13 protein-coding genes are annotated in these 18,816 nt (G+C 49.4%); 6 read left to right on the top strand and 7 right to left on the bottom strand.

The window, feature by feature from the left end:
• Window positions 1–226: 226 nt before the first annotated feature.
• The 3 genes from metH to Undi14_RS00055 all read right to left on the bottom strand — a co-directional run bounded on the left by metH (window position 227) and on the right by Undi14_RS00055 (window position 5,952).
• A complete protein-coding gene (metH, locus tag Undi14_RS00065) occupies window positions 227–3,970 on the bottom strand; it encodes a methionine synthase (protein WP_200177438.1) in 3,744 nt (1,247 codons plus the stop codon).
• Between the two features lie 335 nt (window positions 3,971–4,305).
• Window positions 4,306–5,262 carry a TerC family protein gene (locus tag Undi14_RS00060; protein WP_200177437.1) on the bottom strand — a complete coding sequence of 319 codons (957 nt, stop codon included), beginning with the start codon at window positions 5,260–5,262 and terminating at the stop codon, window positions 4,306–4,308.
• Between the two features lie 3 nt (window positions 5,263–5,265).
• The gene (locus Undi14_RS00055; protein ID WP_190476422.1) at window positions 5,266–5,952 is read right to left on the bottom strand and encodes a Bax inhibitor-1/YccA family protein; all 687 of its coding nucleotides are present in this window, start codon (window positions 5,950–5,952) and stop codon (window positions 5,266–5,268) included.
• A 159-nt stretch (window positions 5,953–6,111) separates the two neighbouring features.
• Here Undi14_RS00055 and nhaR point away from each other — a divergent pair, with 159 nt between their 5' ends.
• Window positions 6,112–7,029, top strand: a complete 918-nt coding sequence (gene nhaR / locus Undi14_RS00050) for a transcriptional activator NhaR (protein WP_200177436.1) — start codon at window positions 6,112–6,114, stop codon at window positions 7,027–7,029.
• A gap of 136 nt (window positions 7,030–7,165) precedes the next feature.
• Here nhaR and Undi14_RS00045 read toward each other — a convergent pair whose 3' ends face one another.
• The 4 genes from Undi14_RS00045 to def form a co-directional block, all read right to left on the bottom strand.
• Window positions 7,166–7,735 carry a FlgO family outer membrane protein gene (locus tag Undi14_RS00045; protein WP_186884171.1) on the bottom strand — a complete coding sequence of 190 codons (570 nt, stop codon included), beginning with the start codon at window positions 7,733–7,735 and terminating at the stop codon, window positions 7,166–7,168.
• Window positions 7,736–7,737: 2 nt separating this feature from the next.
• Window positions 7,738–8,298: a hypothetical protein gene (locus Undi14_RS00040; protein ID WP_200177435.1), complete on the bottom strand. Its 561-nt coding sequence runs from the start codon at window positions 8,296–8,298 to the stop codon at window positions 7,738–7,740.
• 209 nt (window positions 8,299–8,507) lie between these two features.
• Window positions 8,508–9,473, bottom strand: a complete 966-nt coding sequence (fmt, locus tag Undi14_RS00035; protein WP_200177434.1) for a methionyl-tRNA formyltransferase — start codon at window positions 9,471–9,473, stop codon at window positions 8,508–8,510.
• Window positions 9,470–9,997, bottom strand: coding sequence for a peptide deformylase (gene def, locus Undi14_RS00030; RefSeq protein WP_200177433.1), 528 nt, complete (start codon window positions 9,995–9,997; stop codon window positions 9,470–9,472). The genes fmt and def overlap by 4 nt, the downstream gene beginning before the upstream one ends.
• Before the next feature lie 159 nt (window positions 9,998–10,156).
• Between def and Undi14_RS00025 the strand changes: the two genes are divergently transcribed.
• From Undi14_RS00025 to Undi14_RS00005, 5 genes are all read left to right on the top strand, one after another.
• Window positions 10,157–11,272: a LysM peptidoglycan-binding domain-containing protein gene (locus Undi14_RS00025; protein ID WP_200177432.1), complete on the top strand. Its 1,116-nt coding sequence runs from the start codon at window positions 10,157–10,159 to the stop codon at window positions 11,270–11,272.
• 12 nt (window positions 11,273–11,284) lie between these two features.
• Entirely contained in the window at window positions 11,285–12,388 is a 1,104-nt protein-coding gene (gene dprA / locus Undi14_RS00020) for a DNA-processing protein DprA (RefSeq protein ID WP_200178125.1), read from the top strand.
• A 201-nt stretch (window positions 12,389–12,589) separates the two neighbouring features.
• Complete coding sequence (locus Undi14_RS00015) at window positions 12,590–13,054, top strand: DUF494 family protein (protein WP_200177431.1); 465 nt, start codon at window positions 12,590–12,592, stop codon at window positions 13,052–13,054.
• Window positions 13,055–13,219: 165 nt separating this feature from the next.
• Window positions 13,220–15,796: a DNA topoisomerase III gene (locus tag Undi14_RS00010; protein WP_200177430.1), complete on the top strand. Its 2,577-nt coding sequence runs from the start codon at window positions 13,220–13,222 to the stop codon at window positions 15,794–15,796.
• A gap of 109 nt (window positions 15,797–15,905) precedes the next feature.
• A complete protein-coding gene (locus Undi14_RS00005) occupies window positions 15,906–18,479 on the top strand; it encodes a DUF1631 family protein (protein WP_200177429.1) in 2,574 nt (857 codons plus the stop codon).
• Window positions 18,480–18,816: the final 337 nt, after the last annotated feature.

Here is an 18,816-nt window from a genome sequence, read left to right as displayed (position 1 = left end):
ATTTTTACTTCGCAGCCGATCAGATTTCATGCAGGTGTCACAATCCTCAACGCCTCGCACTTATGTCGGTGAAACTGGAACAAGGCACATGCAAAGGCCTCAGAGCGCTTCCCAGCGGCTAAATATACTGGGGGGGAGTATGTTTTCAAGCCCAATAAATACGCTGAGAATTGATGCAAAACGCCATATACTCCCCATTTACTCCACATTTTCTGCTGGTAAAGGATTACAGATTCGGTGCCAGCCAGCGTTCGACTTCTTCTTTTGCCACGCCACGTCGTGCCGCCATGTCCGTGACCTGATCGTCGCCGATTTTGCCGACGCTGAAGTATTTGGATTCCGGATGCGCAAAGTAGAAACCGGAGACCGCGGCACCCGGAATCATCGCCCATGATTCGGTGATATGCATGTCGATTTCTTCGCATTGCATCTGCTTGAACATCTCGGTTTTAACCGTGTGTTCCGGGCAGGCTGGGTAGCCGGGTGCCGGGCGTATGCCTTGGTAGGATTCTTTGATCAGCTCTTGATTGCTGAGTTTTTCATCGGCGGCATACCCCCACAGATCGGTGCGGATGCGTTCATGCAGATATTCGGCGAAGGCTTCGGCCAGACGATCTGCCAGCGATTTCAGCATGATGCTGCTGTAATCGTCATGTGCGTCTTCAAACCGTTTTTCGTATTTTTCTATGCCCAGACCGGCAGTGACGGCAAACATGCCGATGTAGTCAGCGACACCACTGTCTTTCGGCGCGATGAAATCAGCGAGACATTGGTTCGGACGCTGCACTCCATCAACCAGAGGTTTTTCAGTTTGCTGGCGCGTGCCGTAATAAGTGAACGCGACTTGGCTGCGGCTGTCGTCGGTGTAGATGTCGATGTCGTCGTCATGTACGCTATTGGCGGGCAGCAGAGAGACGACGCCGTTTGCTGTCAGCCAGCGGCCATCGATGATTTTTTTCAGCATCGCCTGGCCTTCGGCAAACACTTTGCTCGCCGCTTCACCGACGATCTCGTCCGTCAGGATCGCAGGATAAGGGCCCGCCAGATCCCAGGTCTGGAAGAACGGACCCCAGTCGATATACTGCGCAATCGTCGCGAGATCGACGTTTTTAAACACGCGGCGACCGATGAATTTTGGCTTCACAGGCGCGTTCGCACCGTCAAAGCGGAGCTTCATTTTATTCGCACGCGCTTGCGCCAGCGTCAGCAATGGCGTGGTTTTTTTATTCGCATGCTGCACGCGGATACGTTCGTAATCCGTCGCCAGCTCACCAATGTACTGATCGCGGCTTTCCGGCGTCAGCAAGGATTGCGCGACCGATACCGAACGCGACGCATCCGGCACATACACCACCGGGCCTTCGTAATTCGGCGCGATTTTCACCGCAGTATGGGCGCGGCTGGTGGTGGCACCGCCGATCAGCAGCGGGATCTTCATCATGCGGAAATGCGGATCGCGCTGCATCTCTTTAGCGACATACGCCATCTCTTCGAGTGACGGCGTGATCAGGCCGGAGAGGCCGATGATGTCGGCGTTTTCGGCTTTGGCTTTCGCCAGAATTTCCGAGCACGGCACCATTACGCCCATGTTGACGACTTCAAAATTATTACACTGCAAAACGACGGTGACGATGTTTTTACCGATGTCATGCACGTCGCCTTTGACGGTGGCGATGACGATCTTGCCTTTCGGTTTATTGTCACCGCTGCGTTTTTTTTCTTCTTCGATGAAAGGCACCAGATGCGCCACGGCCTGCTTCATGACGCGTGCTGATTTCACTACCTGTGGCAGGAACATTTTGCCCTGACCGAATAAATCACCGACGATATTCATGCCGTCCATCAGCGGGCCTTCGATCACCTGAATTGGGCGACCGCCGTTGTCCATAATGGCGGCGCGTGCTTCTTCGGTATCTTCGACAATCCATTGCGTAATGCCATGCACCATCGCATGCGCGAGTCGTTTGGCGACCGGCTCACTGCGCCATTCCAGCGTGGCTTCTTCTTTCTTGCCGCCGGCTTTCAGTGTTGCCGCAAATTCGATCATGCGTTCGGTCGCATCTTCTCTGCGGTTCAGCACCACGTCTTCGACGCGTTCACGCAATTCGGGATCAAGCTCGCTGTACACGCCGACCATACCGGCATTCACGATACCCATCGTCATACCGGCCTGAATTGCGTGATACAGGAAGACGGTGTGGATCGCTTCACGTGCCGGGTCATTGCCACGGAAAGAGAAACTCACATTCGAGACACCGCCGCTGATTTTTGCGCCGGGTAAATTTTGATGTATCCAGCGCGTGGCTTCGATGAAGTCCACGGCGTAGTTGTTGTGTTCTTCGATACCGGTGGCGACCGCGAAAATATTCGGATCGAAAATAATGTCTTGCGGATCAAAATCGAGTTGATCGACCAGCAGGCGATAAGCGCGTTCGCAGATTTCTATCTTGCGTTGATATGTGTCCGCCTGGCCTTTTTCATCGAACGCCATGACGATGACCGCCGCACCGTAACGCTTGCACAAGTTGGCCTGGCGCAGGAATTCTGCCTCGCCCTCTTTCATCGAAATCGAATTGACGATGGCTTTGCCCTGTACGCATTTCAGACCGGCTTCGATCACACTCCATTTCGACGAATCGATCATCAGCGGCACGCGGGCGATGTCTGGTTCCGATGCGATCAGATTCAGGAAGCGTGTCATGGCTGCCTGTGAATCCAGCATCGCTTCATCCATATTGATGTCGATGACTTGCGCGCCGTTTTCGACTTGCTGGCGGGCGACGGCTAAAGCGTCGTCGTATTGCTCATTCAGAATCAGACGCGCAAAGGCTTTAGAACCCGTGACGTTGGTGCGTTCACCGACATTCACAAACAGAGATTGTTCATCAATGGTGAAAGGCTCTAAGCCCGACAAACGACACGCCGGCGCAATGCTGGGAACCGCTCGTGGTGTCTGGGTTTGCAGGATGTCGGCAATCGCCTTGATGTGCGGTGGCGTAGTGCCGCAGCAACCACCGGCGATATTGATAAATCCGGCTTCGGCAAATTCTTTCAGCAAGGTCGAGGTGTCCGCTGGCAGCTCATCAAAACCGGTATCACTCATAGGATTTGGCAAGCCGGCATTTGGATAAATACAGACAAAGGTATCAGCAATTTTCGACAGTTCTTCTGCATACGGACGCATCAGCGCCGCACCGAGCGCACAGTTCAGGCCGATAGTCAGCGGTTTGGCATGGCGCACGGAATTCCAGAATGCTGGCACGGTCTGACCAGACAGAATGCGGCCAGAGGCATCGGTGACGGTGCCGGAAATCATGATCGGTAAGGTCTGGCCGGTTTCTTCAAAATACTGATCAATCGCGAACAGGGCTGCTTTACAGTTCAGCGTATCGAAAATGGTTTCAACCAGCAGCACATCGGCACCGCCTTCGACCAGACCACGGGTTTGCTCATGGTAGGCAGCAACCAGCTGATCGAACGTGACATTGCGCGCTGCCGGGTCATTCACATCGGGTGAAATCGAGGCGGTCTTTGGCGTTGGCCCCAACGCACCTGCGACGAAGCGGGGTTTATCGGCGCTGCTGTATTTGTCACAGGCCGCGCGGGCGATTTTTGCGGCCTGCACGTTCATCTCATACGCCAGATGCGCCATGTGATAATCGTCCTGCGCGACGGTGGTGGCACCGAAGGTATTGGTTTCGATCAGATCGGCACCGGCGGCCAGATATTGTTCGTGAATTTCCTGAATGATGTGAGGCTGCGTCAGTGTCAGTAATTCATTATTGCCTTTGACGAATAATTCTTTGCCGGGTACTGCAAAATCTTTGAAACGTTCGCCGCGATAATCTTCTTCCGTCAGCTTGTAACGCTGGATCATGGTGCCCATCGCGCCATCTAGGATCAGGATGCGTTGTTGCAGTAATTCGCGCAAACGGGTTTCGGTGGCGGAGACAGGCAGGGTTCTGGTCATGATCTTTACTCGCAAAAAACAAAACCCGATCGGCTCATGCATGCAGGCGGATCGGGCGACGTCCTTTTAGCAGCACTTATTACGCGCCCGCAATCTGAATCTCAAATCGGCGCTGGGAAGCGTAAATTATACGTCAAATCAAGGACTTGACTCCGAAGTTGCGGGAGTTTGCCGGTTTTTGCTTATACATTGTGGTTAGATCGATATATGTTGATCGCATCAATGGTGCACTTTTTTGCGTAAGTGTTAACAAAAAAGGGCATATCCTCAAACGAGAGATATGCCCAAAGGGAATACTTATTACGATTAAATCTGCAGCGTTGGAAAGCGTGTGATTAATGCTTTTTATGTCGGGTGGCGATCAGGCTGGCAATAATAGAACCGCCAAGAATCAGGCCAATCACCATCAGCGAAACATCGGTCGGCACATGCATCCATTTCACGATCAGCATCTTGATACCGACAAACATCAGCACAAACGCAAGACCGAATTTCAGTAAATGGAAACGGTCAGCCATATCTGCCAGCAGGAAATACAATGCCCGCAAGCCCATAATCGCGAAAATGTTTGAGGTAAATACGATGAACGGATCAGTCGTCACGGCAAAAATCGCTGGAATCGAATCGACCGCAAAGATGACATCGGATACTTCAATCAGGATCAAGACCAGCAGCAACGGAGTAAAGACGCGCTTGCCATCAACTTTGATACTGAATTTTTCTTTGTGAAACTCATTGGTAAATGGCAGTAATTTTTTTGCCAGTTTCAATACCGGATTGGCGTCGAGATCAGGTTCTTTTTCCGTCGATACCAGCATGCGGAAACCGGTGATCAGCAGGAACACACCAAACAGATACAACACCCATGCAAACTGGGTGACAACCCAGCTACCGGCGAGAATCATGATGACGCGCATGATGATCGCACCCAGTACACCGTACAGCAGCACTTTGCGCTGATATTGCGGCGGCACCGCGAAATGGCCAAAAATCAGTAAGAAGATAAAGATGTTATCGACCGACAGTGATTTTTCGATGACATATCCGGTCAGGAATTCCATGGCTTTGGCGGTAGCGATCTCGCGCCCGACGGTTTCTGTCAGGTATATCCACAGACCAAAATCAAATGCCAAAGCCAGGCTGACCCAGACAATCGACCAGGCCGCCGCTTCCCTGACGCTGACTTTGTGGGCGCGTGAACCACCCAGCGCCACAACGTCTATGGCTAACATCGCTAAGACAAATGCGATAAATGCGACCCACATCCAGGGTTGAGCGACGGTATGCAACATGATTTACTCTTTTTCGATAAAGCCCAGCAATTGCAGCAGGCTGGTGAACAGATTGAAGATTGTGACGTACAGGTTGACTGTCGCCATAATGTAATTGGTCTCGCCACCGTGGATGATATTGCTGGTTTCAAACAAAATCATGCCGGACATCAACAACACCATGACCGCAGAAATCGTCAGCGACAAGGCTGGAATCTGGAAGAAAATCGCGCCCAGACTCGCCACCAGTGCGACGATCATACCGACCATCAGGAAACCACTCATGAAGCTGAAATCACGTTTGCTGATCAGTACGTAGGCAGACAAGCCCATGAAAATCAGACCGGTCATACCCATTGCTGTCATCACGATGGAAGTGCCGCCCGGCATTTTCAGATAATGACTGAGGATAGGGCCGAGGGTGTAACCCATGAAACCTGTCAGGGCAAACACACTGGCAATACCCCATGCGCTGTTGCGCAGTTTGTTGGTGGCAAACAGCAGGCCAAAATAGCCGATCAGGGTCAGAAAGATGCCGGGACCCGGAATCGCGAAAGCGATGGTCGCACCTGCGGTCAATGCAGAAAACAATAAAGTCATCGACAACAACATATACGTGTTGCGTAAGACTTTCTGACTGTCACTGGCTGTGGTGTCGATATAGTCAACGGTTTGCACATCATGTGCAGTAGAGCGACTCAAGATTTTCATGCTTTTCTCCTGAAATGTTGAAGTCTGACGAAAAGACACAGGACTTCCCCTTCTCAACAGAAGGTGGAAACAGTCTAGTTGCAAGAGAATTGAAAGAAAAGTCGAATATAATTGATAAATACTTCGTAAAAATCGATGATTTGTCGATGATCTCTCTTTATGCCAGCACTGAACTACAAACACCTGCACTATTTCTGGATGGTTGCCAAGTCAGGCAGCATTGCGCGTGCCAGTGAACAATTGCATCTGACGCCGCAAACCATCAGCGGACAACTCACTTTGTTTGAAGAAATGCAGGGCGAGACTTTGTTCCGTAAGCAGGGGCGTAATCTGGAACTGACTGAGGCGGGTCGTTTGGTGCTGAGTTATGCAGAAGATATTTTTGCGCTCGGGCGTGAGCTGGAAGAAGTGCTGCATCACCGGCCGACCGCGCGCACTGTGCAGCTACGTGTCGGAGTGTCAGATGCGGTACCGAAAACGGTGGCGTATCAATTGCTGGAGCCGGCGATGACTCTGCCGCAGACCTTACGGATTAATTGCCGCGAAGGCAAACTCGAATTACTGTTAGCAGAGTTGGCGATGCATAAGTTAGATGTCGTGTTATCCGACAGCCCTATGCCGGTGACAGCGAATGTTCGTGGGTATAGTCATTTGCTGGCCGAATCCGGCATCAGTTTTTTTGCCACCCGTGATTTGCGTGCCAGCTTGTCCAGTACTTTCCCTTCACTGCTGGATGGCGCACCATTCTTATTACCTGGTGAAGACGCTGCGCTGCGCGGACGTTTGTTGCAATGGCTGGATCAGCAACAATTGCATCCAAAAATTACCGGCGAGTTTGACGATAGTGCGTTGATGAGTGCATTCGGTCAGGCTGGTGCCGGCGTGTTTGCCGCGCCGACCGTCATCGTTGATCGTGTGATACGCCAGTATGACGTTGAGCTGATCGGCCAGACGCAGGCGATTCAGGAACAGTTTTACGCCATATCGGTTCAGCGAAAATTGACTCATCCCGCGGTGTTAGCCATCAGTCAGGCTGCGCAACAGAACTGGGTGCAACCATTCTCAGCAGAAAAATAATCCTGAAGCGAACCGTGTGTTGAACTCATATGGAGTTCGCTGCCGCAAAGAGGCTAAAAAAAAGCACCTGAAAAATCAGGTGCTTTTATCCAGTGCTTTTTTAAGGCTGTGTTGCCAATACTTTATATTGATGCGATCAGCGACGACCCAGCAGAGATTTGACAGTACGATCCATAGGGACAGCGTAGTCATACGTACTGAGGACGATATTGTCGACTGGACGTATCAGTTTCAGGTTAACGAAAACCAGCTTTTCACTTTCCGCATACGTACCAACGATGACGGCCTGTGCCTGATGATTTTGTGCAACTTCCTTAATTTCGCGCGTCAGCAGCAGTTCACCGACATTTTGCTTGATCAGTACTTTGTCGCGGAATTTCATTTCCAGCATTTGATATCCAGCGCGGGAAAACTGACCGGAAACTTGTTCAGCGACAATACGTCCGAATGGAGAGGACTCTTCCAGCACATTGATATTCGCCAGCGTGGCAACGATCAGTGGGCGCGATTTATCCAGAGAATTACCGGCAGCAGCGATCAGGGCTGTTGCTGCTTTCTGATTGGTTGGGATAAATTCGTTCGTTTCAGCTTCTTTCCAGGACAAGGCGGCTGTCGATGTCGATGTGCTGGCCCCGGTGAGGTTCATATTTGAGCAAGCGCTGAGCAACAGACCACAACTTACTGCAAGTGCAATTTTCTTTACCATGATTAGCCCCCGATCACTTTAAAATTAAATTCAGTTTCTTTATTGTATAAAGACGCGTCATATTCATTGACGGGATACGCATCGGTCCTTCGTGCTACGTATTGTGCGTTTTTTATCAGTGACGTCGTCACAATTACTTCATAGACGGATGTTGTGCTAGTCGTTGACGTGCCACCGAAAACAAAACGGCGGTTAACTTGTCGATCAGTGGAGAAACGCACTAATTGAGTATCGATATCGACGATTTGCGCTGTACCATCATTGACTTTTCTGACGGTCACACCTTGATTGACCAGGGACGTTACTACCTGAGTGTAAAACGCCTGACTGAATTTACTCGGGTTTTGCGGCGGAGTGACAAATACTGGAGCACCAATTTTGTCGGTGCCTAATTTGATCTGGTCAGCAACGTCCTTCGCGATCAATAACCAATTTGAGACGACTTGAAGTTCCGGAGCAGCAGTCTTAGTGTTGTTATTATAAGACGTGTTAGTGTTATTCAATGGAGTTGAGCAACCGGCCATCAGCATGACGGTAACAACAACTGGAACGATTTGTTTCATGCACTTCCTTTTCTAGCGTTCGGGTCAGGGATTTGGGCGGCAAAATCCAGCGCACACCATTAGTTAGCGTAAGAGAATACAACAAGTCTCGCAGAGCAACAAAGAATTTACTTGTAACCAACAGTGAATCGGCCTAATTCCTGCTTAATGTGGGAATTGTGTATAAAAGTGTCCCGATTTGTCGTTTTTTTGCTTCACACTCAGCCGGTTCAGGTTCGATTGAATTGCATATCAGGAATCAGGGGAAAGCCTTGCAGGAACTCTGCAGCAGGTAAACGTTTTCCTCCTGGTTTTTGTAGTTCGGTCAGTTTCAGTACCCCTTCCCCGCAGGCAACCAGAATGCCTTCTTGTGCGGATGCCGTCAGAATTTGCCCCGGAGTTGCGCCAGTTTTATTCGCTGTGACCATTTGCGCAGCCCAGATTTTGATCGTGCTGCTGCCGTACTGAGCATGTGTGCCGGGAAACGGATTGAAGGCGCGGATTTTTCTTGCCAGTACATCTGCAGGCAGGTGAAAGTCGAGCGCAGCTTCTTCTTTACTGATTTTGGCGGCGTAAGTCACACCCTGTTCCGGCTGCACTGTCGCAGCCAGGGCGCCTTGTTCCAACTGGTGTAAAGCCTGCACTATCATTTCGCCGCCCATCGCTGCCAATTTGTCGTGAAGGCTGCCTGTGGTCTCAGTGTTGTTAATGCTGATACTCTGTTTTAACAGCATGGGGCCGGTATCCAGACCTTCCTCCATTTGCATGATCGTGATACCTGTTTCGGCGTCACCAGCCTCAATCGCTCTGTGTATAGGTGCCGCACCGCGCCAGCGTGGCAAGAGCGAGCCGTGAATATTCAGGCAGCCTAAACGGGGGATTGTCAATACAGAGAGAGGCAATATCAAGCCGTACGCCGCCACCACCATGACATCATGTTCTGTGTTGCGCAGTACGTCGTGCGCCTCTGCCGCAACATCAGGATATTTGCCGTTCAATTTCAACGAGATAGGTTGTGCAACGGGAATGTTTTGTTCCATTGCATATTGCTTCACGGCCGATGCGTGCAAATGCATGCCTCTGCCGGCCGGCCGGTCTGGTTGCGTGAGCACCAGAGGAATGTCAAAGCCCGCCTCATGTATGGCTGCTAAGGCGGTGGCGGCGAATTCTGGCGTCCCGGCAAAAATGACTTTCATTTGCGATTCCCGGAATGGCGTTGCATTTCACGTTCTTCCTTGACCAGTTTCGTTTTTATGCGGTTTCGCTTCAGCGGCGACAGATATTCAACGAAGACTTTACCCTTCAAATGATCAAGCTCGTGTTGTATGCAAACAGCGAGTAAATCTTTGGCATGAATTTCGAATTCTTTGCCATCGGCATCCAGTGCTTTGACTTTGACTTCGGCAGGTCGTTCAACGCCGTCATAAATGCCCGGTACAGACAGGCAACCTTCGTCGTAGACTTTTCTTTCTTCACTGGCCCAGATAATTTCGGGATTAATGAATACTTGTAACTGATCGTTGGCTTCAGAGATATCGATGACAACCAGTTGTTCATGCACATCAACCTGTGATGCCGCCAGACCGACGCCGGGCGCGTCGTACATTGTTTCAGCCATGTCCGCAATCAGTTGCTTGAGGCGTGCATCAAAGGAAGTTACCGGTTTTGCCACTTTGTGGAGGCGCGGATCGGGATACCGCAGTATATTTAGTATGGGCATATTACATTTCGCAACAAGCTGGTTTAGCTTTTGCGCTGTTTTTCTTGCTAGTTCAAGGATTTATGGGCAGAATTTGATCCAATTTGGCAATTATTATAAGCAGATTGCATGCTTGCTTGCCTGTTTGCTGTATGACAGCATCTCGTATCGGATATGTTTATGAAAAAGTTTAGCACAATCGCTGCCATCATCGTTGGCAGTCTGCCATTCGCTTCCAGCTCCGCGTTTGCGGTATCGGGAGAAGCGACGATTGCGCAAGCTCAGGTTGTGGCTCGCAGCAGCAAATGTGCTTTTCTGCCAGATGCTCCGGATAAACATGTCGTTGTCAGTGGCGATACTTTGTGGGGAATTTCTTCTAAGTTTCTGCAAAATCCCTGGTGCTGGCCACAAGTTTGGGGCATGAACAAAGAAGAAATTCGTAATCCGCATTGGATTTATCCAGGGCAGATTGTTTATTTTGACCGTGCGAATCAGCGCCTGCGTCTGGGCAATGTTTCAGGTAATGGCGTTGTCGGTGGTGTTCCTACTGTCAAATTGTCTCCCAGATCCCGTGTTGAAGGATTGGGAGCGAATGCAATTCCAGCTATTCCTGCGTCAGCGATTGAGCCGTTTCTGGTACATCCGATGATCGTCGAGGTCAATACACTGGAACGTACACCGCGCATCGTCGCGGCGCCGGAAAGTAAAGTGAATATGGGACAGGGCGAAAAAACCTATGTTCGCGGTGATCTTGATGGCGGCACCTCATTTCAGGTATTCCGTCCTGGCGTACCATTGAAAGACCCAGATAATGGCAACATCATTGGCTACGAGGCTGCTTTTGTCGGCACGGTAAAGCTGGCGCGCGAGCCAGATGATGATAACGACGTCTATACTTTCAACGTCGTTAATTCAAAACTAGAAATGTCTGTCGGTGACAGGTTGTTACCTGTAACACCGACACCAATTCTCAGCTACGTGCCTCATCCGCCGGAAGAGGAGATCCGTGCGCGTGTCGTCAGTGTTTATGGCGGTGTGTCGGTCGCCGGACAAAATCAGATTATTACGATTAATCGTGGCAAAGAGCACGGCCTCGATCTTGGTACTGTGTTGTCTCTGCAACGCTACGGGGAAGTAATCACGGATCGCACTGATGGTAACCGCAAGGTAAAATTACCGGATGAGCAATATGGTCATGTGTTTATTTTCCGCTTGTTTGACAATATCTCTTACGGCTTGGTGATGCAGGTCACTGATTTTGTCAAAGTTGGCGACGTCGCCAGATCGCCTCAATAATCAAATGGAGGTCTGGAATTGTTACCGGACTTCTTTTCCTGGTTAAGACTGGAACAAACACCGGGCGTTGGCCCTGGCACTGCCTGTAAGTTGCTTGCTGGCTTTGGCTTGCCAGAGCATGTCTTTACAGCAAGCTACGAGGCTTTGTGTTCTGTCGTCACGCCAAAAATCGCCCGCGCCTTATTACTCCCGCCGCAAGAAGATTTTCTCAGGTTATCTGAGATTACTCAGTCCTGGGCTATGCAGCCGGGCAACTATGTTGTCACGCTTGCCGATACGCTGTATCCACCGGCATTGCTGGAAATTCCCGACCCACCGCTGATGTTGTATGTGAAAGGAAGGCCGGAAATACTGCGACAGTCGGGGATAGGTGTGGTGGGCAGCCGGAATGCGACTGCGCAGGGGATACGGAATGCGGAACAATTTTCTGAAGTTTTAAGTCATGCCGGATTGACGATCAGCTCCGGTCTGGCCGCAGGTATTGATGCTGCAGCACATCAAGGAGCGCTTCGCGGTATCGGTTCGACAATCGCTGTGATCGGCACAGGTGCGGATATTGTTTATCCCGCCAGAAATCGGCTGCTGGCACATCAGATAGCAGCAGAGGGCTGCATCATCAGTGAATACTCACTTGGTACTCCCGCAATTGCCTCTAACTTCCCTCGCCGCAACCGGATTATTTCTGGGTTGACGAGAGGAGTGGTGGTGGTGGAAGCCGCTGCGCAGTCGGGTTCTTTAATTACTGCAAGGATGGCGGCGGATCAGGGGCGGGAAGTGTTTGCGATTCCCGGTTCCATCCATTCGCCGTTAGCAAAAGGCTGTCATCAATTGATCAGGCAAGGCGCGAAACTGGTCGAGTCTGCGCAGGATATATTAGAAGAGTTGCAACTCAGCCTACCACAAGCAACTGTTGTAGCGGGTTCGCTTCCAATAGCAGCAACGGCTGACGCATCGGCTGGTTTGCTGGCGCTGATGGGCTATGATCCGGTTCCGCTAGATGTGTTGGCATTACGTACTGATCTGGATGTCGCAAGTTTAACCGGGCAATTACTGGAACTTGAGTTGTGCGGGCAGATTGAATCATTACCGGGCGGAATGTTTCGCCGTCTTCATTAGGTTATGTACAAATCATGCGTTAAACCCGGTGTTGGCTTTTAAATATACTCCTAGGGAGTATATTTAAAAGCCCAGTATTTACAGAGACTTTCTGGCAAAAAATGCAGATACTGCCCCGAAATAGTTAAAAATCTCAAAAAACCGCGGGGATATCTCAGGACGGGACTTGTTTGAAACTGTTTCAGCAGATAGAGTACCGACATGTTTGATATTCTTGTTTACCTCTACGAAACTTATTATCGTCCTGACGCCTGTCCGGATACCGCCGCTCTGGTCAAAAAACTTTCCGCTGTTGGTTTCCCTGAAGATGAAATTTCTGAGGCACTGGATTGGCTGACCGGTCTGGCAAATACAACGGATCAGTCGTTGCCATCACCATTAAGTTCAAACGGTTTCCGGGTCTATGCTGGAGTTGAGCTTACCGCCCTCGGTACGGAAGCGATTGGTTTTATTCAGTTTCTTGAATCGGCAGGATTGTTATCCTCCTTGCAACGTGAAATCGTTGTCGAGCGTGCGCTGGCTGTGAACGAGTCACCGCTGCCGCTCAATAAACTGCGCATCATTGTCCTGATGATGTTGTGGAGCCAGGGCGCCGAACCAGATATGTTGATGTTTGACGAACTGTTGTTGTCAGATGACGACAATACGCCCCGTCTTTTGCATTAATCGTTTCATAAACAGAAGATTTCTGGCAAAAATCGCAGCTTGGTTGCGGGTTTTGCGTTTGCACGTTTATCATTCCGCACTAACTTAGGTTAGTCTTACGCTTATTTAGCAAAAAATGTTGTTTGTTAATCATTTTTTGTGCAAAAAACATTCGAGAATTCCGAAATGACAAAAACGCTCATCATTGCCGAAAAACCTTCTGTCGCCGCTGACATTGCGAAAGCACTTGGAGGTTTCACTAAGCATGATGACTATTTCGAATCGGATGAGTATGTATTATCTTCCGCAGTAGGTCATTTGCTGGAAATTACCGTTCCTGAGGAATATGACGTTAAACGCGGCAAATGGAGTTTTGCGCATTTGCCGATGATCCCGCCACATTTCGCGCTGAACCCTATCGCAAAAACCGAAACACGCCTGAAAGTGCTGAATAAACTGATCAAGCGTAAAGATGTTTCGGCACTAATTAATGCATGTGACGCGGGTCGTGAAGGTGAGCTGATTTTCCGTCTGATTGCGCAAAACGCCAAAGCCAAGCAACCGGTACAACGCTTGTGGTTGCAATCGATGACACCGGCAGCGATCCGGGACGGCTTCAAAAAACTGCGTAGTGACGCAGAAATGATGCCTTTGGCCGACGCTGCACGTTGCCGCTCGGAATCAGATTGGCTGATCGGTATCAACGGTACCCGCGCCATGACCGCATTCAATTCCAAAGAAGGTGGATTTTATCTGACGACAGTCGGGCGGGTGCAGACGCCAACCTTATCGATCGTGGTTGAGCGTGAAGAAAAAATTAAAAAATTCGTTTCCCGCGATTTTTGGGAAGTTCGCGCCGAATTCGTTTGTGCCGCAGGCATTTACGAAGGACGCTGGATGGATCAGCAGTTCAAAAAAGACGAGCATGATCCTGAGAAGAAAGCGGAACGACTGTGGAGTAAGCTTGCCGCCGAGTCCATCGTCGCGGCATGCCGCGGACGTCAGGGCAATGTCACAGAAGAGTCTAAGCCTGCAACACAGATGGCGCCGGCGCTGTTTGACCTGACCAGCCTGCAGCGTGAGGCGAATGCCAAATTCGGCTTCTCTGCCAAAAATACCTTAGGCCTTGCCCAGGCTTTGTACGAAAAACACAAAGTGCTGACTTATCCGCGTACGGATTCCCGCCATTTGCCGGAAGATTATCTGGATACCGTCAAACAGACGCTGGAAACGGTTTCTGAAAGTAATAATTATCATCAGTTTGCAAGCCAGATTCTGAAAAATAACTGGGTCAAGCCGAACAAGCGTATTTTCGATAATACGAAAATCAGTGATCACTTTGCGATCATTCCTACTGGTCAGGCACCAAAAAATTTGTCTGAACCCGAGCAAAAACTCTACGACCTGGTGACGCGTCGTTTTATGGCGGTATTCTTCCCGGCGGCAGAATTTCAGGTGACAACGCGCATCACAGAAGTGACAGGGCACCACTTCAAAACCGAAGGTAAAGTCATGACCAACGCTGGTTGGTTGGCGATCTACGGTAAAGAAGCACTGGAAGAAAAAGATACGGAAGGTAAAGGCACGCTGGTTCCGGTTGCCAAAGGTGAAAAAGTTCTTGCCGATAAAATTGAAGCGCATGGCCTTGTGACAAAACCACCGGCTCGCTACAGCGAGGCGACCTTATTGTCGGCAATGGAAGGTGCCGGCAAACTGGTGGATGACGGAGAATTGCGCGAAGCTATGGCGGGTAAGGGGCTTGGTACACCAGCAACTCGGGCGGCGATTATTGAAGGCTTACTGACCGAGAAATACTTGCTGCGCGAAGGTCGGGAGCTGATGCCGACGGCCAAAGCATTCCAATTGATGACCTTGTTGCGTGGTTTAGGTGTGGATGAACTGACTTCGCCGGAGTTGACCGGTGAATGGGAATACAAGCTGTCGCAAATGGAGAAGGGCAAAATCAGCCGTGAGGAATTCATGCGCGAAATTGCCCAGATGACACAAATCATCGTCAAACGCGCAAAAGAGTACGACAACGACACGATTCCGGGTGATTATGCGACTTTACATACGCCATGCCCGCATTGCGGCGGTGTAGTCAAAGAAAACTACCGTCGTTTTGCCTGCACTAAGTGTGAATTCTCTATGAGCAAAACGCCCGGTAGCCGTCAATTTGAGGTAGCTGAAGTCGAAGAATTATTAAGTAAGCGCGAAATTGGCCCTCTGCAAGGTTTCCGCTCGAAAATGGGTAGACCGTTTGCAGCTATTTTGAAAATTGTTCCGGATACAGAACACAATAATTTAAAGCTTGAATTTGATTTTGGCCAGAATCAGGATGACGGCGAGGATGGTGAGGGCGTTGATTTCACTGGTCAGACTGCATTAGGCCCTTGCCCGAAATGTGGCAGCGGCGTTTTTGAAATGGGCCTCGCTTATGTCTGTGAAAAGACCGTTGCCAAGCCTAAAGCATGTGATTTCCGTAGCGGCCGCATCATCTTGCAGCAAGAGATTTTGCCCGAGCAGATGACTAAACTATTGGTTGACGGCAAAACTGATTTATTGCCAGGCTTTATTTCTCAGCGTACACGTCGCCCGTTTAAAGCATTTCTGGTCAAGGCGAAAGACGGCAAAGTGAGTTTCGAATTTGAGGAACGCAAAGCCAAGGCACCTGCCGCTAGCAAAGCAAAAGCGGCGGCACCCGCTGATGAGGCTGCAAAACCCGTCAAAAAAGCAGCGGTCAGAAAGAAAAAAACCGCCTGATATTGCGTGAAGTCAGCTTTGACTGTGCTTATCCGCTCCGCTTTCAGTTGCAGCAGATGCCATTCCTTCGGTATATTGTATGAAATGATTTTCTTGCAATAAGGTATATATGGCATTGGTTGAAATACTGTCGAGCGCACGCAGAGAATTTTTTAATGCCTTTCAAAATGCCGCTGCAACTCTGGTTCCACGTACAGTGGAGGCTTTGTTTTCTAAGGTAAATTCAGAAAATAGCCCGATAGAACAGGCTGACATCGTCCGTGCTCAACTTTTGTTGCAGGAGCATCGTCACGAAATTGAGCTGCAACTGACGAAAAATATGCAACAGTTGCTTGATAGGAGCATGGAAACGACCTATCAGAACTTTCGCCCCAATTTATCCGCCCTTTCCATCTCTGCCGATAATCTGAGTCTGCTTGATTCATCTGCATTTGAGAGTTCGCTGCGCTTTAATGAAGTCACACAGCTGTTCCGGAATGTCGCAGAGCAAGAATTGATTGATCTGAATATCCGTATCGCTGTTTTGTTCGGTCAGGACGATATACGCGAGCGGGAAAATCCTTTCCGGCCTTATCTGATAACCCGTTGTATTTTTCTCGCAGTAGAAAGTTTGCGCCTCACTCAGGAAATGTTTTCGATACTGGCGATGCAGCTGGGCGAAACCCTGACGGTGGATATTCCGGGTATTTATCAGCAAACCAACGCCGAATTAGAAAAACATGGTGTGCACGCACACCTTTCCTTAAAAATAAATAAATCAGCAGAGACGTTGCATCCCAGAGGTAGCAGTAGCGTTGGGACGCAGCAGAATGTTATTAGCAGTCAACAGATCAATAACGCTTTTCCTGCATTTAATCAGTTGGATTTTCCTGCAGCGGAAGATGTCAGATCGGCGCCGTCATCTCCGTCTGGTAATCCGTCAATTAACATAGACCAGCTGTTTCAGGTTTTGCGCGGTAGAGAAAAAACGGCATTTTCAGCATATAGCCCAACGGTTGCTGCGCAAGACAATTCTTCGTCACCTGCATGGTTTGCCAATACATCCGATTTGGCTGAACTTTTGCGAAAAACCTTTGGACAATCTCGTCCTTTCCAACGCGGAAGGGATTTTGATCTTGCAAGCCAGGAAGCGCAACAGGAGACTCCTTTACCAAGCGCAGAGATGGCGCAATCTGTGATTCGCGGTTTAGTCGAGCGCTTTAGTCATTTACCTGTTCCCGAAAAAATTAACGCTGCGCCTCCAGAATTAGAGGAGTTGTTGATTGAAAAGGATTTGATTCGTACGCTCGGTTATTTGCACCTGTCAATGAAGCCGGATCTGAGTATTCTGAATGAACGCGGTGACGTCCGTAATCTGATTCGTGAACAACGTGAGGCATTTTCAGCGCTAGCTCGCTCGACCGAGGAGCTCATGATCATTGATGTGCTGGCGATGTTATTCGAGTCGATATTATTCGATGATTTGCTTTCGAAAGAATTACGAGAGCAGTTGGGACGCCTTCAATTTCTATTGTTGCAGTTGGCTTTGAGTGACCGTACGTTTTTGAGTAACCAACATCAAGCTGCCCGGTTGCTGCTGAACCGGATCGCATCCGTATTGCTTGGAACGCAGCATTTACCCGTGACTCAGCGCAAAATTGAAGAAGAAATTTCCAGGGTATTTAAAACCTTATCCCGGCATGATTGTCGTGTGCCAGAACTGTTTGAGCGAATATATAACCGATTCGATACGTTTATTTCTACTGAATTAAGAACTCAGGATAAGTTCATCAGGCGTACGGTGAAGTCGATAGAAGAAGCTCAAATCCGTTATCTGCGCTCGGAACAAACTTCTTCGCTGCTGATGGACGGCTTGGCGAAGCTGGACGTTCCCCAGCATTTCGCTAATTTTTTAACGACGGAATGGGTGCGGGCAATTAACATCGCCGAGCGAACAGACACGTCACTGGCCTCCCATTTGCGAGCACTTGTGCCGGATCTGATATGGAGCATCCAGCCTAAAAATTCTCAGGAAGAACAAAGTCAGCTTTCCGCGCTGCTGCCTGGAATGTTGACTGATCTCAGGCGCGGTATTGCGATGTTGGATTGGACTCAGTTTAAACAGAATGCCTTATTGAACTGGCTGCATGAAAGGCATCGTGGGGTATTGCTTCCCACGCAGGAATTTTCAACATCTAAGACTTTAGTGCAGGCTCGGGAGATATTTTTAAATTTTTTGGAGCAACCAGCAGTAGTTTTATCTGATTCCATCGAAAAAAATAAGTATCACGAAGTTGAAAAGTATCTGCATGAGGTACTCGCGGAATTGCAGTTGAACGTTGTTTTCATCGAGGCCAGCAACACACAAGTTCCCCTGAAAAATGACGATGTTTTATCTGTAGTAACGACGCAGGGCGAAAGTAAATCTTCGGAAATCCTGCAGCGCTTATATAGTGGCGCACCGATAGAACTTGCAATTGATAATCTCATTAAGCGAGGCTGTATTGCCTGGGTTAACCCTAATATGAGCAACCTCCTATTGAGTATGAATCAACAAGCTGAACCCGTCATTATCAGCTACGAAAGTTTCACCCATTATTCTGGCAATGGAGCACTGACGTTTGTTGAAAACGCTCCTCTGATAGACAGAGCTGTTCAGGCTGTACTTAAATCGGCAGAGATAATCGAGAAGCAAGCTAGCTGATTACCCTTTGGCTTCTGTGCCTGAAACATTAAATCCTTATCCATTAAAATAATTTACCTGTTAGATTGCGAATTGAGGAAGGTTTTGCTATAGTTCGGCTCCCGCTGAGAAGCGGGGGAAGAAAGTGAAGTGAAGCAAGAAGTCACTGGCAGTCAACAAGCCAAGGCCAAGCGATCCGATTGGTGGCCGCACAACAAAATGCGGACGCTGAGAAGAAAAAGCGAAGCGAAAGGGCGAAGGGAGTTGACAGTGAGTGAGAAGTACTTCATAATCTCGTTTCTCTGCTGCTGACGCACACAACGATGCGAAGCGAAACTCGGAAGAGTGAAGCGGAAAA

It is taken from the genome of Undibacterium sp. 14-3-2 (assembly GCF_016595265.1).
GTDB classification, from domain to species: Bacteria; Pseudomonadota; Gammaproteobacteria; order Burkholderiales; family Burkholderiaceae_D; genus Undibacterium; species Undibacterium aquatile.
The sequence above is the reverse complement of the archived record's forward strand: the minus strand, read 5'-3'. Positions and strand labels throughout refer to the sequence as shown.

Bases quoted from the DNA above. Each gene is read 5' to 3' on its own strand.
- Undi14_RS00005 (WP_200177429.1), top strand. From the start codon at position 15,906: ATGGCATTGGTTGAAATACTGTCGAGCGCACGCAGAGAATTTTTTAAT.
- metH (WP_200177438.1), bottom strand. From the start codon at position 3,970: ATGACCAGAACCCTGCCTGTCTCCGCCACCGAAACCCGTTTGCGCGAA.
- nhaR (WP_200177436.1), top strand. From the start codon at position 6,112: ATGCCAGCACTGAACTACAAACACCTGCACTATTTCTGGATGGTTGCC.
- Undi14_RS00045 (WP_186884171.1), bottom strand. From the start codon at position 7,735: ATGGTAAAGAAAATTGCACTTGCAGTAAGTTGTGGTCTGTTGCTCAGC.
- Undi14_RS00040 (WP_200177435.1), bottom strand. From the start codon at position 8,298: ATGAAACAAATCGTTCCAGTTGTTGTTACCGTCATGCTGATGGCCGGT.
- Undi14_RS00015 (WP_200177431.1), top strand. From the start codon at position 12,590: ATGTTTGATATTCTTGTTTACCTCTACGAAACTTATTATCGTCCTGAC.
- fmt (WP_200177434.1), bottom strand. From the start codon at position 9,473: ATGAAAGTCATTTTTGCCGGGACGCCAGAATTCGCCGCCACCGCCTTA.
- Undi14_RS00060 (WP_200177437.1), bottom strand. From the start codon at position 5,262: ATGTTGCATACCGTCGCTCAACCCTGGATGTGGGTCGCATTTATCGCA.
- def (WP_200177433.1), bottom strand. From the start codon at position 9,997: ATGCCCATACTAAATATACTGCGGTATCCCGATCCGCGCCTCCACAAA.
- Undi14_RS00010 (WP_200177430.1), top strand. From the start codon at position 13,220: ATGACAAAAACGCTCATCATTGCCGAAAAACCTTCTGTCGCCGCTGAC.
- Undi14_RS00025 (WP_200177432.1), top strand. From the start codon at position 10,157: ATGAAAAAGTTTAGCACAATCGCTGCCATCATCGTTGGCAGTCTGCCA.
- Undi14_RS00055 (WP_190476422.1), bottom strand. From the start codon at position 5,952: ATGAAAATCTTGAGTCGCTCTACTGCACATGATGTGCAAACCGTTGAC.